This is a genomic window from Ilumatobacter sp. (assembly GCF_030065885.1).
GTDB lineage: Bacteria > Actinomycetota > Acidimicrobiia > Acidimicrobiales > Ilumatobacteraceae > Ilumatobacter.
In genome coordinates this window covers 1-17,171 of the sequence record NZ_JASJCS010000097.1, presented here as the reverse complement: position 1 = coordinate 17,171, position 17,171 = coordinate 1, and the positions used below count along the sequence as shown (strand labels likewise).

The 17,171-nt window shown below is 71.3% G+C and carries 16 protein-coding genes; 3 read left to right on the top strand and 13 right to left on the bottom strand.

The window, feature by feature from the left end; all coding sequences use genetic code 11:
* Positions 1–461: collagen binding domain-containing protein (locus QNJ12_RS17920; protein ID WP_300624682.1), on the bottom strand; the 461-nt coding region annotated here is incomplete at its 3' end.
* 252 nt (positions 462–713) lie between these two features.
* Here QNJ12_RS17920 and QNJ12_RS17915 point away from each other — a divergent pair.
* Positions 714–1,352: a class I SAM-dependent methyltransferase gene (locus QNJ12_RS17915; protein ID WP_300624680.1), complete on the top strand. Its 639-nt coding sequence runs from the start codon at positions 714–716 to the stop codon at positions 1,350–1,352.
* Here QNJ12_RS17915 and QNJ12_RS17910 read toward each other — a convergent pair.
* The 8 genes from QNJ12_RS17910 to QNJ12_RS17875 all read right to left on the bottom strand — a co-directional run bounded on the left by QNJ12_RS17910 (position 1,336) and on the right by QNJ12_RS17875 (position 10,581).
* Complete coding sequence (locus QNJ12_RS17910; RefSeq protein WP_300624679.1) at positions 1,336–2,544, bottom strand: MFS transporter; 1,209 nt, start codon at positions 2,542–2,544, stop codon at positions 1,336–1,338. The two genes, QNJ12_RS17915 and QNJ12_RS17910, sit on opposite strands and share 17 nt — an antisense overlap.
* Complete coding sequence (locus QNJ12_RS17905; RefSeq protein ID WP_300624677.1) at positions 2,541–3,680, bottom strand: MFS transporter; 1,140 nt, start codon at positions 3,678–3,680, stop codon at positions 2,541–2,543. Before QNJ12_RS17905 ends, QNJ12_RS17910 begins: the two co-directional genes overlap by 4 nt.
* 3 nt (positions 3,681–3,683) lie before the next feature.
* Positions 3,684–4,451 carry a lysophospholipid acyltransferase family protein gene (locus QNJ12_RS17900; protein WP_300624675.1) on the bottom strand — a complete coding sequence of 256 codons (768 nt, stop codon included), beginning with the start codon at positions 4,449–4,451 and terminating at the stop codon, positions 3,684–3,686.
* A 24-nt stretch (positions 4,452–4,475) separates the two neighbouring features.
* Entirely contained in the window at positions 4,476–5,525 is a 1,050-nt protein-coding gene (locus QNJ12_RS17895; protein ID WP_300624673.1) for a prenyltransferase/squalene oxidase repeat-containing protein, read from the bottom strand.
* Positions 5,522–6,292, bottom strand: a complete 771-nt coding sequence (locus tag QNJ12_RS17890) for a class I SAM-dependent methyltransferase (RefSeq protein ID WP_300624671.1) — start codon at positions 6,290–6,292, stop codon at positions 5,522–5,524. The genes QNJ12_RS17895 and QNJ12_RS17890 overlap by 4 nt, the downstream gene beginning before the upstream one ends.
* 13 nt (positions 6,293–6,305) lie before the next feature.
* The gene (locus tag QNJ12_RS17885) at positions 6,306–7,607 is read right to left on the bottom strand and encodes a glycosyltransferase family 4 protein (RefSeq protein WP_300624669.1); all 1,302 of its coding nucleotides are present in this window, start codon (positions 7,605–7,607) and stop codon (positions 6,306–6,308) included.
* Between the two features lie 79 nt (positions 7,608–7,686).
* Entirely contained in the window at positions 7,687–9,639 is a 1,953-nt protein-coding gene (locus QNJ12_RS17880; protein WP_300624667.1) for a sigma-70 family RNA polymerase sigma factor, read from the bottom strand.
* Positions 9,640–9,759: 120 nt separating this feature from the next.
* Positions 9,760–10,581, bottom strand: coding sequence for a hypothetical protein (locus QNJ12_RS17875; RefSeq protein ID WP_300624665.1), 822 nt, complete (start codon positions 10,579–10,581; stop codon positions 9,760–9,762).
* Positions 10,582–10,652: 71 nt separating this feature from the next.
* Between QNJ12_RS17875 and dtd the strand changes: the two genes are divergently transcribed.
* Positions 10,653–11,126 (top strand): D-aminoacyl-tRNA deacylase, encoded by a 474-nt coding sequence (dtd, locus tag QNJ12_RS17870; RefSeq protein WP_300624663.1) that lies wholly within the window; start codon positions 10,653–10,655, stop codon positions 11,124–11,126.
* A complete protein-coding gene (locus QNJ12_RS17865; protein WP_300624661.1) occupies positions 11,123–12,073 on the top strand; it encodes a hypothetical protein in 951 nt (316 codons plus the stop codon). The genes dtd and QNJ12_RS17865 overlap by 4 nt, the downstream gene beginning before the upstream one ends.
* A 21-nt stretch (positions 12,074–12,094) precedes the next feature.
* Here QNJ12_RS17865 and lnt read toward each other — a convergent pair whose 3' ends face one another.
* From lnt to hemH, 4 genes are read right to left on the bottom strand one after another with little or no spacing between them, the layout of a single operon-like run.
* Complete coding sequence (lnt, locus tag QNJ12_RS17860) at positions 12,095–13,660, bottom strand: apolipoprotein N-acyltransferase (protein ID WP_300624659.1); 1,566 nt, start codon at positions 13,658–13,660, stop codon at positions 12,095–12,097.
* On the bottom strand, positions 13,657–14,412 hold the full coding sequence (locus tag QNJ12_RS17855) for a sortase (protein ID WP_300624657.1): 756 nt from the start codon (positions 14,410–14,412) through the stop codon (positions 13,657–13,659). The genes lnt and QNJ12_RS17855 overlap by 4 nt, the downstream gene beginning before the upstream one ends.
* Positions 14,413–14,420: 8 nt before the next feature.
* Positions 14,421–15,860 carry a protoporphyrinogen oxidase gene (gene hemG / locus QNJ12_RS17850; protein WP_300624655.1) on the bottom strand — a complete coding sequence of 480 codons (1,440 nt, stop codon included), beginning with the start codon at positions 15,858–15,860 and terminating at the stop codon, positions 14,421–14,423.
* Positions 15,857–16,909 carry a ferrochelatase gene (gene hemH / locus QNJ12_RS17845; protein ID WP_300624653.1) on the bottom strand — a complete coding sequence of 351 codons (1,053 nt, stop codon included), beginning with the start codon at positions 16,907–16,909 and terminating at the stop codon, positions 15,857–15,859. Before hemH ends, hemG begins: the two co-directional genes overlap by 4 nt.
* Positions 16,910–17,171: the final 262 nt, after the last annotated feature.

The following is a 17,171-nucleotide window of genomic DNA, read 5'->3' as shown; positions in this document are numbered from 1 at the left end:
CCGGCGGTGACGGTGAGGGTGTCGACGACGGTGTTGTCGGTGTCGCGGATCTCGAAGCTGTAGCTGTTGCCGGGTGCGGTGTCGCCGGTTTCGATCTTTTCGATGGCGAGCTTGCCCGCCGGGTACGGGTTGGTCACGACGATGTCGAAGGTCTGCTGGTCGTCCTCGACGGTGACGACGATCTCGTCGGGAACGATCGTGGCGCCGTCAGGCGCGTCCAGCTCGTCGAACTCGTAGGTGCCGGGCGGCACTCGCTCGATCGTGGCGAACCCGTTCGCGGGTACCTCGACCGTTGCGAAGACGGGGCCGTTGACCTCGCGCATCACGACCGTGTACGTGAGACCCGGTGCGGCTGCCCCGGTCTCGATCTTCTCGATCCGGACCTGGCTGTGACAGGCCAGCGCCGTCGGCGCCATGGCGAAGAAGGACGCCACGAGCGCCAGGATGAAGGTGGCCGCCATTGCCAGACGGCGACCGGGGTGAGCATTCCGCCCGATGTACATAGCCGCTCCGTTCGTCTCGGTCGCGCACGTCGTGCGTGACCCGGGTCGAACTCGGCAGGCTTCGCTCGATGACGTGAGCAGGCTCCGCTCGGCACCGCTCTGTCCACCTCCACTGTACGCCCGCACGCGTGATGCCGTCACGCAGAACCGAGCCGTCTTGATGGTTCCTTGACAGATGCGTGCGGCGCCGCCGTCCGTAGCATCGTCCCCATGCCGATCGCCCCGGAGCTCCGAGACGTCGCGCTCGCCACCAAGGGCTTCATGCCGCCCGACGAGGGCGACGCGCTCCACGCCGCAGCGCTGATCGCAGGCGACGCGGTGCCGGGCGCGCCGTGGGTCGAGGTCGGCTCCTATTGCGGCCGCTCGACCATCTGGCTCGGCGACGCGGCCCGCTCCGCCGGCACCGCGCTGTTCGCCGTTGACCACCACCGCGGGTCCGAGGAGAACCAGGCGGGCTGGGAGCACCACGATGCCGCCGTCGTCGACGAACGGACCGGGAAGATGGACACGCTGCCCTTCTTCCGTCGCGCGATCCACGACGCCGGCCTCGAGGGGCACGTCGTCGGCGTCGTCGGCGAGTCGCCCACGGTCGCCCGGCACTGGGCCACACCAGTGGCCTTCCTGTTCATCGACGGCGGCCACGGGGCCGAACCGGCCCGGCTCGACTACGAGGGCTGGGCGCCGCACGTGGCGGTGGGCGGCACCATGGCGATCCACGACGTCTTCCCCGACCCCGCCGACGGCGGGCGGCCACCGTACGAGGAGATCTACCTCCCGGCGATCGAGAGCGGACGCTTCGAGCTGGCGTCGGTGAGCGGTTCGCTGCGGGTCCTCACGCGGATCTCGTGACGGTGGTCGGCGGCCGGAACGACGTGAGAGCGAGCACCTGCAGCCCGACGGCGAGCAGCAGCATGACGAGGTAGCCGTCGGTGAGGTCGATCGTCAGGCCGAGCAGGAGCGGACCGGCAGCGGAGGCGAGCCCGAGCATCACCTGCTGCATCCCCATCAGTGAACCGATCGCACGTTGCCCGTACAGCTCGGCTGCGTAGAGACCCTGCAACGGCGCGACCGAGCCGAACGCGAGGCCGGTGAGGACGACGAACAGCCACACCCAGGCGATCGCCCCGGCGGCAACGAGCGCGAGCGTTCCGAGCGTCATCGTGAGGTAGGTCAGCCGGAGCGCGTTCACGACGCCGAGCCGGCTCGCCACCGAGCCGGCGACGGCACGGCCGGGAAGCGACAGCAGCCCTCGCACGCCGGCAAGGGTCGACGCAAGGCCGATCGACACGCCGGTCGCCTCGATGGCGGCGACGTGGTGGACCTGGATCGCCACCAAGCCGGCGAGGCCGGCCGAGCTGGCGACCAGCCAGCGCCGCACCGTGCTCGACGCCAGCGCCGTCCGGACGTCGGGGAAGCCGGCGAGGTCGTCTGCGGCCGGGGCGGCCAGCACGTCGCGGTCGCCGCGCACGAACCCCAGCGCGGGCAGCGTGCACGCCACCATGAACAGCACCATCCAGCGCACGGCGGTCCGCCAGTCCCCCTGTTCGAGGAGGGCGCCGGCGAGCGGGAAGGCGATCGGTGAGGCCAGTCCGCCGATCACCGTGAGCCAACTGAACGCCCGCGCACGGTCGGCCTCGACCGTGATGCGGGCGGTCACGGCCATCGTCACGTTGTAGAAGAGGCCGGCCGACACGATCGCGCCGCCGGCTCCCCAGGTAGCGACGAACTGCCAGGCGCGATCGGCACTGGTGCTGACGAGCAGGAGCGCGGCCCCGGCAACCAGCGTGATCGACAGGACGGGGAGCGCGCCGAGTCGATCGAGCACACAGCCGGTCGTCAGCGCGAGCAGCCCGCCGCCGAGCGTGCTGATCGAGAACGCGGCCGAGATCGCCGTGTTCGACCAACCGGTGTCGTCTCGGATCGGTCCGACGAATGCGCCGAAGCCATACAGGACGACGCCGTACGCGCCGATCGTGACCAGTCCCAGCAGGACGACCTGCAGCCGCCAGGGCCCGGCCCCGCCTGGTCGGCTGGGCGTCACGTCGCACGGACCAGGTCGCCGAGCACGTCGGGCCTGATCCGCCACTCGACGTACACCATCGCCAGCCCCGCCGAGACCATGATGCCGCCGCCCACGATGCCGAGCCAGGCCGCCGAGACGGCGTACAGCGCGCCGCCGAGCAGCGGTCCGACCACCCGGCCCGCGGCCATGATCGCCTGGGCGTCGCCCGCCCGCTCGTCGGGGTAGTTCGACCGCTCGGCCAGCAGGGAGAAGGCCCCCGGCACGCCCATCCAGAAGCAGAAGCCCCACGCCGACAGCGCGATCCAGAACGCGACCGGATGATGGACCGTGCCGACGGTGATCGCCATCACGCCGGTCATCGCCATCCAGAACCCCGGTAGCTTGCGCGTGCCCCGGTAGCGGGCGGACGGGACGCTGAGCAGCGCGTTGGTCGAGAAGACGAACGCGACGACGATCGGGCTGATGCCGACGTCGTCCTGCCCGATGACGCCGGCGAACACGAACACGGCCGACCCGCCGAACGTGATCGTGCCGAGACACGCGAGGATCGCCGCGGCGGCGCGGGTCGGTCGGTGCCGTTGCTGGCGCGGCCGGCTGGCGGCTTCGAGGCTCATCGTCCGGACGAACGCCAGCGGGATCAGGTGCAGCGCGCCGAGCAGGACGAACAGCAGGTCGCTACCGGACCGGTCGATCGCGGTGGCGATCAACGGCGCGCTGACGATGCCGACGAGCGGCCCGATCACCGCGACGTCGCCGACCTTCTCGTCATTGCCGAACGCCTCGGCCCAGGCGATCCAGGCGATCAGGCCGAGCGAGATGCCGCTGAGGAACCGGATGCCGACCAGCAAGGTGAACCACGGCGTGAGCGCCGACGCGACGTTCGCCGTCAGGCCGAGGAGCACGGCGATCACCATCACGCGGCGCCGCGGTCGGAGGAACCGACCGGCGCCCCACGACGTGACCATGAAGCCGGCGAGCTGTGCGGTCGAGATCACGCCGACCGTGCTCACGGCGACGTCCTGGTCGACGGCGACGCCCTTGACGAGGAACGGCGTCGCGGCGAACACGGTGGTACTGACCGCGGTCGCGGCGAGCACGCCCGCCGGTACCTGCGGGCGCAGCGCGAAGAGGAGCCGGACGGGTGCCTGGAGCACCGGTCAGCTCGCGCGCGCGGCGCGCATCTGATCGAGGGTCTCGGCGATCATGCCGCGCGTGCGGTCTCGGAGCTCGTCGACCTCGTCCCTGGTGAGCTGCTCCGTGGGGATCGGGTCGAGCACGCGCACCTCGGCATGGCTGTAGCCGAAGCGCCAGTCGTGCTTGACGAGTGCGTCGCGGGTGCCGAGCACGGCGAGCGGCAGGATCGGCGCGCCGGTGTCGATCGCCAGGCGGAACGCGCCGTCCTTGAACTCTTGCAGCTCTCCGGTCCTCGACCGCGTGCCCTCGGGGAAGATCATGACCGAGACCTGCTTGCCGAGGCGGTCGCGGCATTCCTGCAGGGCGCGCGCGCCGGCCTTCTTGTCGCCCCGGTCGAGGCGGATGTCGCCGGCGAGGCGCATCGCCCAGCCCACGAACGGGATCTTGAAGAACTCGCTCTTGCTCATCCACTTCATCTCGAACGGGAGGTGCGAGATGAGCAGGATGTCGACGAAGCTCTCGTGGTTGGCGACGACGACGTAGGGGCGCCGGGGATCATCGGGCACGTTGCCTGACACCCGGAATCGCCAGAGCGGGTTGAGCTTCTGGTGGATGACGGCCGTCTTCCGGAACAACAGGCCGGCGTGATAGCGGCCGGCGTCGAACGGTGCGGTCACCAGCCGCAAGATCGCCACGCTGGGCACGATGACGATCAGCGTCAGCCCGAGCGTGAACCACGACCACAAGCTCAGCACCGTCCGAGCGGGAGTGGATCGGAGCAGCCGTGACACCCGTGCGAGTGTACGAGCGCCGGTTCAGCCGTCGGCGGTTCGAATCGACGGCGACACGAACAGGTCGCTCGCCGGCGATGCCCCGACGATCGCATCCGCCGCGAGGATCACGGCCGCGGCCGTGTACGACGTGTGCTCTCCGTCGGGGAAGATCAACCGCTCGGGATGGACGAGGCCCGTGAGGTAGCCGCCGTCGGGTTGCCGATGCCCACGCGTCCAGGCGAGCAGGTCGGTGGCGGTGGCGAAGTCGCCGATCGCGGCGTAGGCCAGCGAGGCCTCCGCCGTCTCGGAGGCCGTCACCCACGGCTCGTCCTCGACGCACCGGATCCCGAGGCCTTCCATCGCGAACCGCTCCCAGCCGTCGGCCAGCCGGGCCTTCGCCGCGACGTCGGTCGTGGCGCCGGTCAGCACCGGGTAGTACCAGTCCATCGCCCAGCGCGTCTTCGGCTGGAACGACCGGCGGCCGTGGTTGATCAACGTGCACATCACGTCGGCGGCCTCGACCCAGTCGGGCCGCGGTGAGCCGGTCTCGAGCCCCGTCGCGGCGCCGCACCGGAGCGCGTGTTGCACCGACGCCGAACCGGTCAGCAGCGCGTAATTCCACGGGTGGGCCTCTGGCTCGATGGCCCAGAGCACGAGGCCGTCGCGGCGGCGCAGCGAGAGCACCCAGTCGAGGGCTCGTTCGACGGTGGGCCACAGGTTGTCGACGAAGCCGCGGTCGCCGGTGCAGCGCCAGTGATGCCAGACCCCCGTCGCGATGTAGGCGCAGACGTTCGTGTCGAGCTTGTCGTCCTCGACGGTGTCGTCGCGGTCGCCATCGGGCAGGTAGTAGTTGTGCCAGCTGCCGTCGGCGCGCTGGATGTCGGCGAGCCACTCGTAGGCCCGCTCGGCCTCGGCGTGGAAGCCTGCGACGTCGAGTGCCATCGCCGACTCGACGTGGTTCCACGGGTCGCAGTGCCCGCCGGGGAACCAGGGGATCATCCCGCTGTCGGTCTGGAGCGACGCGAGGTGCTCGCCGGATGCGATGACGTCATCGCGCGACAGCACGCCGGGGAGGTCGGGGATCGTCGTCACGCGGCCTCGTCCTCGTGAACCGGCGCCGTGGTGTCGCTGCGGCGCTCGGCCGCGGGCTTGGTGGCGTACCACACCGAGCTCTTGCCCAGGATGGGCGACAGCAGCCGCTCGGCGATTCGGGTGCTGGTCGGCTGCTCGATGATGTCCCACTCCAGGAATCGGCGGTAGGTGGCGACCAGCGGATGATCGTCGTCGGTCGGGCCAACGGCGCACTTCAACCACCAGTACGGCGAGTGCAGTGCGTGGGCCCGGTGGTATCCGTCGACCATCAGGCCGGCCGACCGCAGTTTGGCACGCAGCTCGGTCCGGCCGTAGATCCGGACGTGACCACCCGGGCTCTTCGGGGCGTGGTACTCGTCGGACAGCTTCCAGTTGATCGTCTCGGGGAACCAGGCCGGCACGGTGGCGGCGAACCGTCCGCCCGGCTTGAGCACCCGGGTCATCTCGGCGATCGCAGCGACGTCGTCCTGGATGTGCTCGAGCACCTCGGACGTGATGACCACATCGAAGGCCCCGTCGGGGTACGGGAGCCGCTTGGCGTCGCCGCGCATGACGCCGAGCACCTGGTCCTCGGTGGCCTCGCCGTCTTCGATCATGGCGCCGAGCGTGTTGAGCGTCTCGACGACCTCGTCGGCGGCGTAGTCGAGCGCCACCACCTCGGCACCGCGGCGAGCGCATTCGTACACATGGCGTCCGAAGCCGGCGCCGACGTCGAGCACGCGATCGCCCGCGCGCAGGCCCAGCTCGTCGAATCGAATCGTCAGCATGTTCGCGACACGATCAGATGCGGCCGTTCCGGCGCAGCTTGCGGACGTTCTGGGGCATCTCCAGCACCTCGCGGTACTGCTCGACGGTGAGCTGCGCGCAGCGCCGCCAGGTCCACCGGTCGAGCACGCGTTGCCGGCCCGCAGCACCGACCCGGGCGCGCGCCTCGGGGTTGGCGAGCGCATCGCGGATCGTCGACGCCAGCGCGTCGGCGTCGCCCTTGCGGCACCGGAAGACCGTCTCGCCGTCGGCGCCGGTGACCTCGGGCAGGGCGCCGCCGTCGGTGGCCACCAGCGGCGTGCCGGTGCACATCGCCTCGATCGCGGGCAGGCTGAAGCCCTCGTACAGGCTCGGGACGACGGCCAGCTCGGCCTCGTCGTAGAGCTCGACGATGCGCTCGTCGGGCACGCCCGACACGAACTGGATGTACGGCGCCAACCCGTACTCGTCGATCAGGTCCATCGACTTGCCCGGCTTCGGCTTGCCGATGATCGTCAGGCTGATGTCGTGGCCGTCGGCGCGGAGCTTGGCCATCGCCTCGACGAGGTACGAGAGGCCCTTCAGCGCGACGTCGGCCGACGCCGTCGTGATCAGGCGCCCCGGCACGCGTTCGACGGTGTCGAGCGGCTTGAAGAGGTCGGGGTCGACGCCGACCGGCACCAGCCGCATCCGGTCGAGCGGGACGCCCATGTCGGTGTGGATGTCCTGGATCGAGTTCTCGCTGACCACGACGACCCGCGGCATCTTCGACGCGACCTTGCCCTGCATCTTGACGAAGCTGTACCAGCGCCCGACCGACCAACGCTTGAAGCGGTTCTTGGCGTGGTCCATCTCGAGCATCCGGTCGCGCGTGATGGGGTGGTGGAGCGTGACGATCAGCGGGATCTTCGACTCGAGCTTGGCGATGCCGTAGCCCAGGCACTGGTTGTCGTGGACCAGGTCGAACTCGCTGAGCCGCTTGGACAGGTGGGCGTTGGCTCGGGCGCTGAACGCGAGCGGCTCGGGGAAGACACCGGTCAGGAATTGGGCGGTCTCGAGCCACTCGTAGCGGGTCTTGAACTCCCAGTAGGCCGGGAGCCGGCCGGGGTAGTGGTCGTTGAACAGGTCGAGGCTCGGCAGCTCGGTCAGGGGGACCCGCTCGTCGAGGATCGGGTACGGCTGCCCGGCGAGCACCTCGACCGAGTGCCCGAGATCGACGAGCGCCTTGGTCAGATGGCGGGTGTAGATGCCCTGACCGCCCACGTGCGGCTTGCCCCGGTACGTGAGGTACGCGAGGCGCAGCGGCGCGTCGGGGTCGAGACCGGCCGGTTCGGGCATCGGGACAGGCTATCGGCGCCCGGTTACCGATCAGTAACGGCGTGATCCGGCCGCCGCACCGTTGGTACGGCCGGCCAGGTCAGCAGAAGGTGTCGACGATCTGGGTGGTCCCCGTGGCGTCGGCGGAGTTCCCGAAGGCGTCGGTTGCGGTGATCGTCCATGTCCACGTGTCGGACTGGGGCATGCGGGTCATGTCGATGGAAGCCGTCCATTCGCGACTGCGCTGGCGCATCGTCTGGCGCACGACCGTGCCGGCTTCGTTGACCGCTTCGTATTCGACGGTGAGCGGCGTCGACTCGTCGGTCACGGTGGCGACCGCGCGGAGCCGGTTGCGGACCCCGGTGGGGTTGAAGGCGCAGATGCTGGTCGGGGTGCCCGAGGCGTCGATCTCGGGCGGTCGGGCGAGCTCGCCGTCGACGTTCAGCGTGGCCGACGTGCCCGAGGCGACGAAGAGGAGCGCTCGGGGCTTCAGCGGGCCCTCCTCCGGCCAGGTCCGATCGATGGACACGGTGACGTCGACGCTGGCACCGGCGGCCAGCGTCCCGCCGGGCGGGTTCACGCCGTACGGCGAGGCGGCCCCGCCGAACGCGGCCGGCCCGAACGACGCGCTCCAGTCGACGGGGAGCCCGCCGCTGTTCGACAGCGTCACCGCCGCCTGGTCGAGCGTCGTGCCGAAGTCGATCGAGCCGGCCGACAGGGTCAGCTGGCCCGGCGGTGTCGGTGGCGTGGTCGTGGTGGTCGGCGGGATCGTGGTCGTCGTCGGTGGCGTCGTCGTCGTGGGCGGCGTGGTCGTCGTCGGCGGCGCCGTCGTCGGTGGTGTCGTTGTGGTGGTGGTCGTCGTCGGTGCGGTCGTGGTGCCGTCGTCGGTGCCGACCAGCGCCGGATCGACGGTGGTGCTCGTCGACGACGTGGTGCTCGTCGTCGAGCTGTTGGTCGTCGTCGGCGATGTGCCCGGCACCGGCGAGGCGCTGGCGACCGAGGTCGACGTGGGATCGGCACCGGTCGTGGAGGTGGTCGTTCCCGTTCCGCCGTCCGCTGCGTTCGACGAGGTGCCGGACGTCGTCGTGGTGGCAGCGTCGGCGGCGGCGCCCGGGTCGTCGTCCGCGGCGAGCACGTACACCGTCGTGCCGAGCGCGGCGAGGAGGGCCACGCCGGCCGCGATCAGCCACAGCGCCACTCGTCGGGCGTACTTGATCACCGCCGGGAAGCCGCCCGGCTCGGTGAAGGCGTACGGGGGCGCCGGTCGTGCCCCTTGCGCGGCGCCCAGGACCCGGTCGCGGAGGCCGTCGGGCACCGCGAACGCGGGTGCCGCGCCGAACAGGGCCAGCGGTGCCACCTTGCGGCGCGATCGCTCGCAGGTCTCGCAGCGGTCGATGTGCCGGGCGACCCGTTTGCGGATGAGCACGGAGAACTCGCCGTCCCAGTCGGCGAGGATCGCGGCGAGCTCGTCGCAGTCGCGTCGCCCGGCCCGGGCCACGCACAGTGCGCCGAGGCTGCGCTCGGTGCGCTGCCGCATACGGTGGACGAGCCCATAGCACTGCTGGGCCGAGACGCCGAGCGCATCCGCCAGATCGTTGCCCTCGAGGCCCTGCCGGATCGTGTACTCGAGGACGAGTTGGTCGCGTTCGTCGAGGCCGGCGGCAGCGCTGCGAACCAGCTCGGCGAGCTCGTCGTACTCGGCCTGGCTGGCTTCGTCCGCGGGATCGGACGGGAGGCTCATCTCAGCCGCCGGTTCGTTGAAGTCGGTGGCGACCGTGCGTCGTTTCGTCCCGGTTCGCCGGTACACCTCGTTCCGGAGAATCGCGAACAGCCACGGCTTCAACCGCGACGGGTCGCGGAGCTGCCCGAGCCGCTCGGCAGCCACCACGAACACGTCCTGCATCACGTCGGCGGCATCGTCGCGGCTGCGGGTCATCGCGGCGGCCGTGTCGTAGAGCGTCGCCGAGTAGCGGTCGTAGATGTCGGCGAGCGCGCCACGATCGCCGCCCAGATGGGCGGCGACGAGCTCGGTGTCGGTCGGTGTGGTGGTCATGGGCCATGGGCCTCCTCCTCTGCACGTCCAGAGGGCCCGACGGCGCCCGTCTCGCACAAAGGCGCGAGAAATCTGCGCGGCCGTGAGGAGGCTGGGCCCCGAGTCTTGCTCCCCGAGGGGTCAGGCGTCGACCCGAATACCGATCGCCAGCTGGAGCGTCGCGCCGGGGGTGAGGGTTCGGGGCCGGATCGTGAACGCGTCGGGAGGCGCCGTCTGCGGCTCGATGCACGTCGCCCGGTCGGTGGTGTAGACCACCCAGTCCGTCACGTCGGAGGAGACCTCGACGGTCACGTCGCCGATGTCGGCGCGCACCGCTCGCCTGTTCACGAAGCAGTCGTCCCACGGGGGAGCGGGGACCTCGACGAGCTCGTCGACGGTGATCCCGTCGTCGTCGCGCCGGTACATCGCGCTCGGCCGGAAGTCCAGCCGGTCGGGCTTGCGGAACCACGGATGCCAACCCAGCGAGATCGGCATTGCGACCGGGCCCGCCGTCGCTGCGAGCATGACACCGAGCCGATCGTCGGCGATCTCGATCCGCTGCTCGGCGCGGCCGCCGAACGGCCACGTCTCGTCGGTCGGGAGATCGAGCGTCAACGTGACCGCGTGCGCGGCCCGATCGTGCACGGTCCACCGGGAGGTGAATCCCACGCCGTGGATCGCGTGGTCGCCCCGGTTGATCGGCAGCTGGTACGACCTGCCCTCGAACGTGAAGCGCCCGCGCCGGATCCGGCCCGCCCACGGAACCATCGGGTAGGCCCCCCACGCGATCGGCTCGAGCTCGCCGGGTGGCAGGTCGTCGCGACCGATCAGGAGCGGTGCGCCTGCCGCCGTGATCTGCGCGACCCGCCCGCCGGCGTCGGGCGCGATGGTGGCGTTCAGCCGGTCGCCGCCGATCGTGATCGCGCCGGGCTGGGAGGGATCGGTGCGGTCGTGGTCGGGCACGCCGCCCATTCAAGCCGATCGCCCGAACGGCGAGTTCACCCGCGATGGGGCGACGTGCGAGTCTGACGGCGATGCGAGGTCTCGTGCAGCGGGTGGTGCGGGCGAGCGTCGCCGCGCTCGACGGCGACGGGGTCGATCGCGTCGGTGAGATCGGCCCGGGCTTGTGCGTGCTCGTCGGCGCCACCCACGACGACGACGGGTCGGTGGCCGTCAAGCTCGCCGAGAAGGTGTGGTTCCTGCGCGTGCTGGCCGACGACGACGGCGTGATGAACCGCTCGCTCGCCGATCGGTTCGAGGCCGGTCTGCCAGCCGAGGTGCTCGTCGTGAGCCAGTTCACGTTGTACGCCGACACCGCCAAGGGCCGCCGGCCGAGCTGGATCGATGCCGCCCGTCCCGAACACGCGGAGCCGCTCGTCGACTCGCTGGTGGCCCGCCTGAGCGAGCTCGGGGCGACGGTGGCGACCGGTCGGTTCCGCACCGAAATGCGCGTCGAGATCGTCAACGACGGCCCGGTGACCCTGATGCTCGAGGTAAGCGCGTCGTGACCAGCGATGGAGCAGCCGGCCGCACGCCGACCTGGACCGAGCTGCTCGGCCGGATGGCGGCGGTCTCGTTCAGGACCGCGACCGGAACGATCTCGTACCGAGATCCCGACGAGCAGGAGGACGCCGATCGTTCGGGCGAGCTCCGTTTCTGGTTCCGGCATCCCGACTCGTGGCGGATCGAGGACGGCGACGGTGTCCGGTACGTCCGCCGCGACGAGACCGTGTGGTTCCGAGACGGTCAGGGCCGCATGCAGCGCCTCACCGGTGGGATGAACTGGTCGGGGCCGGGCGACCCGAGGCAGCTGCTCTCCGGCCGCGACCTCGTCGACTCGCTGACGTCCTCCAACGACTACTCGGTGCCGTCCGGTCCGCCGACGGCGGCGGTCGTCGGCGGGCGCGCCGGATGGCGCGTCGTGCTCGAACCGCCCCCGCTCAAGCACCACCCGCTCGCCGTGGTCGTCGACGACGAGACGGGCGTCGTGCTCGAGATGCGCTCGACCGTGCTCGATGCGCACACGACCCTGATCGGCTTCCTCCCCGACGCGGACATCGACGACGCGCGGTTCGAATACGACGGTCCGATCGCGACCGATTGGGAGGACGAGCGGCGCCACCGCCGAGAGGTCGACCGGCTCGGGCGCGAGCGTGAGTGGCCGGCACCGCGCTACTGGCCGCCTGGCGTCGAGCTGGACCTGCTCGACGCGGACGACTCGACCGGCGCGTTCATCGGCTTCCTGCACGGTGTTTCGAGCGTCGCCGTCTTCGCGCGATGGCCCGCGGGAGGGGAGCCCCATCCCGCGCTCGACTCGTACTCCGAGAGTCACCACGTCCATCGATGGACCGCCGACGGCTTCGACTGGGCGCTGGCGGTGGCGCAACCGTTCGGCGACGATGACCTGCGACGCCTGATCGGCTCGATCCCGCCCGAGCCGCCCCGGGAGGCATGAGGGTCGGGGTCGCGTCGACGATCAGGCCGGTCGAGACGCGGCCTGGTTCGTCGCTCCGAACCGCTCGCGGAGCTCGCCGAACCACAACGCGACGCCGAGCACGGCCAGGGCCGCGAAGAACCACGGCCAGTCGCCGAGGGCGCCGTACCAGGTGGTGCCGTCGCGCAGCGGCACGTCCATCGTGATCACCTTCCGCTCGCTCACCGCGGTGCGCTGGAGCACGTCGCCCGACGGTGACACGAACGCGCTGAAGCCGGTCGGCGACACCTGCACGACCCACCGTCCGGTCTCGGTGGCGCGCAGCTTGCTCGACGCGACCTGCTGGGTCTGCAGGATGGTGCCGGTGTAGCTGGCGCCGTTGGTCGGGTTGAGCAGGATCGCGCCGTCGCCAGCGTCGCGGCCGCGCCCGCCGAAGAAGACCTCCCACGAGATCATCACCCCGAGCTCGGTGCCGTCGGCGAGCTCGATGATCGCCGGGTCACGACCGGCGACGGCGTCCGACGGGATCTGATCGAGAGGCGCACCGAGTGCTTCGAGCAACCCGCGCAGCGGCACGTACTCGCCGAACGGCACGATCCGCACCTTCTCGTAGCGGCTGACCACGGCGCCATCGGTCCCGATCACCACCTGCTCGTTGACGAACGAGCCGTCGCTCGGGTACTTCGAGAACTCCGAGTCGAGCGTGACACCCACCGAGACCGGCACACCGAGCCGGTCGACCTCGCCGAGGATCGCGGCGTAGGCGTCGCTGTCCTCGAACGGCTCGTCGTCGACGTCGATGCCGTTCTCGGGCCACACCACGAGGTCGAGCCCGGGGTCCGGCTCGATCGTCGCCGTCGCGTCGAGGTGCGCCCGTGTCACCCTGCTGCTCGGCACGTCGATGGCCCGGGTGCCCTGCTCGCCGCCACCCTGCACGGCCGCGATCGTCAGCGGCTCGGCGTCGACCTCGGATCCCGCTGGTGCGACGGCCGCGAGCCCGATGACGACGACCGCTACGAGCAGCGCGACGAGACCGTGCGGTTGCCCGGGCCGCGTGGCGCGTCGGGAACGGACGAAGCCGGGTGCTCGTGGGGCGGGACCTGCCAGCGCGAACCCGACCTGGAACACGATCCACGTCAGCACGATCACGCCGCCGACCCGGGCGACACCCAGGAGCGGACCTCCCGCCTGGGCGATGCCGAGCGTCGCGACGGGCACGCCGCCGAACGGGACGGCCAGCCGAACCGTCTCGACGAGGGTGTGAGCGGCTGGGCGTCCGATGGTGCGCCACGGCCCGGTCGGGGCGACGAGCGCAGCGCCGGCGTGGAGGCCGGCGAACATCGCAGCCGCGACCAGGTAGCCGGGCACGGTCAGGAACCACATCCACCCCATCCCCATGAAGAACCACGGGACCCCGAACGCGAACCCGTAGCCGGCGCGCTGCCGCCGCGTCGGTCGTGCGCCCAGCGCGATCTCGAACGCGACGACGCCCAGGAACGCGAGCGGCCAGAACCCCCACGGGGGCAGCGACAACGCGACGAGGAAGCCGCCGAACAGGGCGAGCGCCGGGCGCGCGAACCGGGCCGAGCCCGGGTTCGCGTCGGTCATCCGTCGACGAGATCGGCGAAGACGACGATGCGTTGGGCGGTGGAGCCAGGAGGGTGGCAGGCGAAGAGCGTCGCCGTCGCGGTGTCGGTCTGATCGACGATCCACAGCGCATCGGGCGGGACGATCTCGACCTTGTTGACCGCGTACACGTGGTCGCCATCGTCGTCGCTGAAGATGATCTCGTCACCGGGGTCGAGCTGGTCGACGTGGCGGAAGACCTTGTGGTTGCTCGTCCGGTGACCGGCGACGACGACGTTGCCGACCTGGCCCGGCTCGGCCGTGCCTGGCCAGTGCCCGGGGCCGTAGTCGAGCGTGGTCAGGCGGATCCCCTCGTACATCGTCATGTCGACGTCGAGCTTCGGGATCTTGATCGACCCCATCTCGATCACCGGCTCCTCGGCGTAGGCGTCAGCCGGCGGGGGGATCGGCTCGGTGATGGTCGTGGTGGTCGGAGCGACCGTGGTCGACGTGGTCGGCGCCGCCGTCGTGGTCGGGGCGGCCGTGGTGGTCGGGGCGGCCGTGGTGGTCGGGGCGGCCGTCGTGGTGGGGACGGCGGTGGTGGTCGGGGCGGCGGTGGTGGTGGGGGCGGCCGTGGTGGTGGGTGCCGCGGTCACCGGTGCGGCCGCCTCGGCCTCGGGCTCGACGTCTCCGCTGCACGCGGCGAGGAGGAGGACGCCGGCGAGCGTGATCGCGCCGGTGCGGATCACCCGCCCGCTCGTGGCGTCGAGGGCTCTGAGGCCGCGCGAATCCATCACCCTCATCATGTCAAAAACCCATCGGCAGGTCCGGTCGATTCCTTGACGTCGCCGACGACCTGTTCGAGGACGGAACGGGCGGCGCGTTGTCCGTCGGCGATGCAGGCCGGCAGGCCGATGCCCCGGTAGCTGGCGCCGGCGATCGCGAGCGTCGCAGGCATCCGCTCCTCGATGGTCGCGACCCGCTCGTGATGGTGAGGGCGGTACTGGGCGAACGCGTCGTGCCAGCGCGTGATCGAGATCTCACTCGGCTGCAGGTCGATGCCGAGGTGGCCGCTCATCTCGGTCAGTGTCGCGTCGAGGACGGCGTCGTCGTCGAGGTGCATGACGGGGAGGCCGTCCCGGCCGAGTGAGGCTCTGATGACCTGCTCGCCGTGTGCCCCCTGCCAGTGCGCCCACTTCTGCGACGCGAACGACGCCGCCGTGACGAGGCGCTGCTGCGACTTGGGGACCAGGTAGCCGCTGCGACCGGACAAGCGATCGGGCCACTGGTCGCCGGGCACGGCGAGGCGAACCATGATGACGTCGGCGTACTCGGTCGCGGCGAGGACGCCGGCAGCCTCGGGTGCGACGGCCGCGACCATCGGGGCCGTCGCGCGGGCCGGGGCAGCGAGCACGATCGCGTCGAATCGCTCGCCGTCGGCGCGCCACCCGCCGGCGTCCGGCTCGATCTCCCCGACCGGCTTGGACGTCCGCACCTTCACGCCGCGCCGGCCGAGCCAGCCTGCAGCGGCGTCGACGAGACCCCCGATGCCGGTACGCGGCGCCGAGAAGATCGGCGCGTCGGTGACCGGGGCGCGTTTGCGGGCCGCACGGCCGCCGAGGAGCAGGCTGCGGTGCCCCGAGGCCAACGCCGCGAGCTGCGGGACGGCGGCGAGGCTCGAACGATCGGTGTCGGTGGCATAGATGCTGCCGACCAGCGAGTCGACGAGGCGATCGTGCACCTCGTCGCCGAAACGGGCCCGGATCAGGGCGCCGATCGAGTCGTCGGGATGGGTTCTCGGCAGGAACGGCTCGACCGCGGCACGGAGCTTGCCACGCCAGCTCAGCAGCGACGTCGTGACGAACGGTGCCACCGAGGCGGGAACCCCGAGCAGGATCCCGCCGGGGATGTCGTGCAGCCGGCCGTGCCACACCGCCGCGCCGGCGCCGGTCGGCGACGTCATCGACGCGTCGTCGAGCCCGACCCGTCGAGCGAACTCGACGGCGTGCGGCACGCGCGTGAGGAACGCGTCGGCGCCCTCGTCGACGTGGTCGATGCCGGCGAACGGGGACGTGGCGATCTTGCCGCCGAGGCGCGTCGCTGCTTCCCACACCTCGACGCCGCCGGCCGCGCCCTCGCCGTGCAGGTCATCGAGACGCCCGGCGAGCTCGACGGCGGCTGCGAGGCCCGTGATGCCACCCCCGACGACGAGCAGGCGCGGCGTGCGGTCGCCGCGGCTCACGAGGAGGCGGGCTCCTCGGCGGCCTGCGCCGCCGCGTGGACGCGACGGGCGAGCGCGCCGATGACGGCGGCGTCATCGTTGACGCATGCGGTCCGGCCGAACTCGAGCCCCAGTCCCTCGGCGCGCTGGCGGGCTTCGATGTCGAGGTCGTACAGGACCTCGAGATGATCGGCGACGAAGCCCACCGCCGAGACGATCACACCATCCGCGTCGCGCTCGGCTCCGACCGGGGAGGCGCCGGCGAGCTCGTCGATGACGTCGAGCACGTCGGGGCCGATCCACGGTTCGGGGGTGCGACCGGCGCTCTGCCATGCGATCTGCCAGTCACGACCCTCGGTCAGCCCGAGCCGGCCGGCGACGGCTTCGGCGGTGGCGCGGAGCTCGTCGGGATACGGATCGCCGGCGGCGATGATCCGCTCGGGCAGCGAGTGCGCGGTGAACAGCACGCGCGTCCGGTCGGGCATGCCCGTCAGCCGTCGCGCGAGGTCGGTGGCGATGAAGTCGACGAACGCCGGCTCGACCGCCCAGCTGTCGACGCCGTTCACGGCCATGCCGTGGGGTTCGGCGGCGTCACGGGTGCGCCCGAGGTACTGGCCGATCGAGTACGACGAGTAGTGCGGGGCCAGCACGAGACCCACGGCACGGCGGAACCCCCGGGCGGCGATCTCGTCGACCGCGTGCTCGATCGTGGGATCGGCGTGCTTCAGGCCGAGCAGGACCTCGTACGTGCCGGGCGCGAGCGCGTCGAGCGCTGCTTGGAGTGCGTCGCGCTGGGCTTCGGTCAGCTGGGTAAGGGGCGAGACGCCGCCGATCGCCTCGTACCGCGCCGTCAGGTCGGCGAGCTGCTCGGGCGACGGCGCCCGCCCGCGCCGGATGTCGGTGTAGTACGGGAGGATCTCGTCGCGCGAGCGCGGCGTGCCGTACGCCATGAGCACGACGGCGATCCGCTGCGCTCCGGCCTCGGCCGTGGCGGGCGTGTCGGGCGTGTCGGGGTGGGGGGTGGTGCCGACGGTCGCGTCGCCGGTGTTGCTGCTGGGATCGCTGGTCATGTGCTCGCAGTGTCGTGGGGATCGATGGGTTCGTCGCCGGTGTTGCTGCTGGGATCGCTGGTCATGTGCTCGCGGTGTCGTCGGGCTCGACGGTCGCGTCGCCGGTGTTGCTGCTGGGATCGCTGGTCATGTGCTCGCGGTGTCGTGGGGATCGATGGGTTCGTCGCCGTTCGGCGTGTCGGTCGTCGCTTCGTGGACGAGGTCGACGACGGCTGCGAGCACACCCGGATCGGCGTCGGGCTGGACGCCGTGGCCGAGGTTG

Excerpts from the sequence above, each read along its gene's own strand:
- QNJ12_RS17915 (WP_300624680.1), top strand. The coding sequence starts at position 714 with ATGCCGATCGCCCCGGAGCTCCGAGACGTCGCGCTCGCCACCAAGGGC.
- QNJ12_RS17890 (WP_300624671.1), bottom strand. The coding sequence starts at position 6,292 with ATGCTGACGATTCGATTCGACGAGCTGGGCCTGCGCGCGGGCGATCGC.
- QNJ12_RS17885 (WP_300624669.1), bottom strand. The coding sequence starts at position 7,607 with ATGCCCGAACCGGCCGGTCTCGACCCCGACGCGCCGCTGCGCCTCGCG.
- QNJ12_RS17880 (WP_300624667.1), bottom strand. The coding sequence starts at position 9,639 with ATGACCACCACACCGACCGACACCGAGCTCGTCGCCGCCCATCTGGGC.
- dtd (WP_300624663.1), top strand. The coding sequence starts at position 10,653 with ATGCGAGGTCTCGTGCAGCGGGTGGTGCGGGCGAGCGTCGCCGCGCTC.
- lnt (WP_300624659.1), bottom strand. The coding sequence starts at position 13,660 with ATGACCGACGCGAACCCGGGCTCGGCCCGGTTCGCGCGCCCGGCGCTC.
- QNJ12_RS17855 (WP_300624657.1), bottom strand. The coding sequence starts at position 14,412 with ATGGATTCGCGCGGCCTCAGAGCCCTCGACGCCACGAGCGGGCGGGTG.
- hemH (WP_300624653.1), bottom strand. The coding sequence starts at position 16,909 with ATGACCAGCGATCCCAGCAGCAACACCGGCGACGCGACCGTCGGCACC.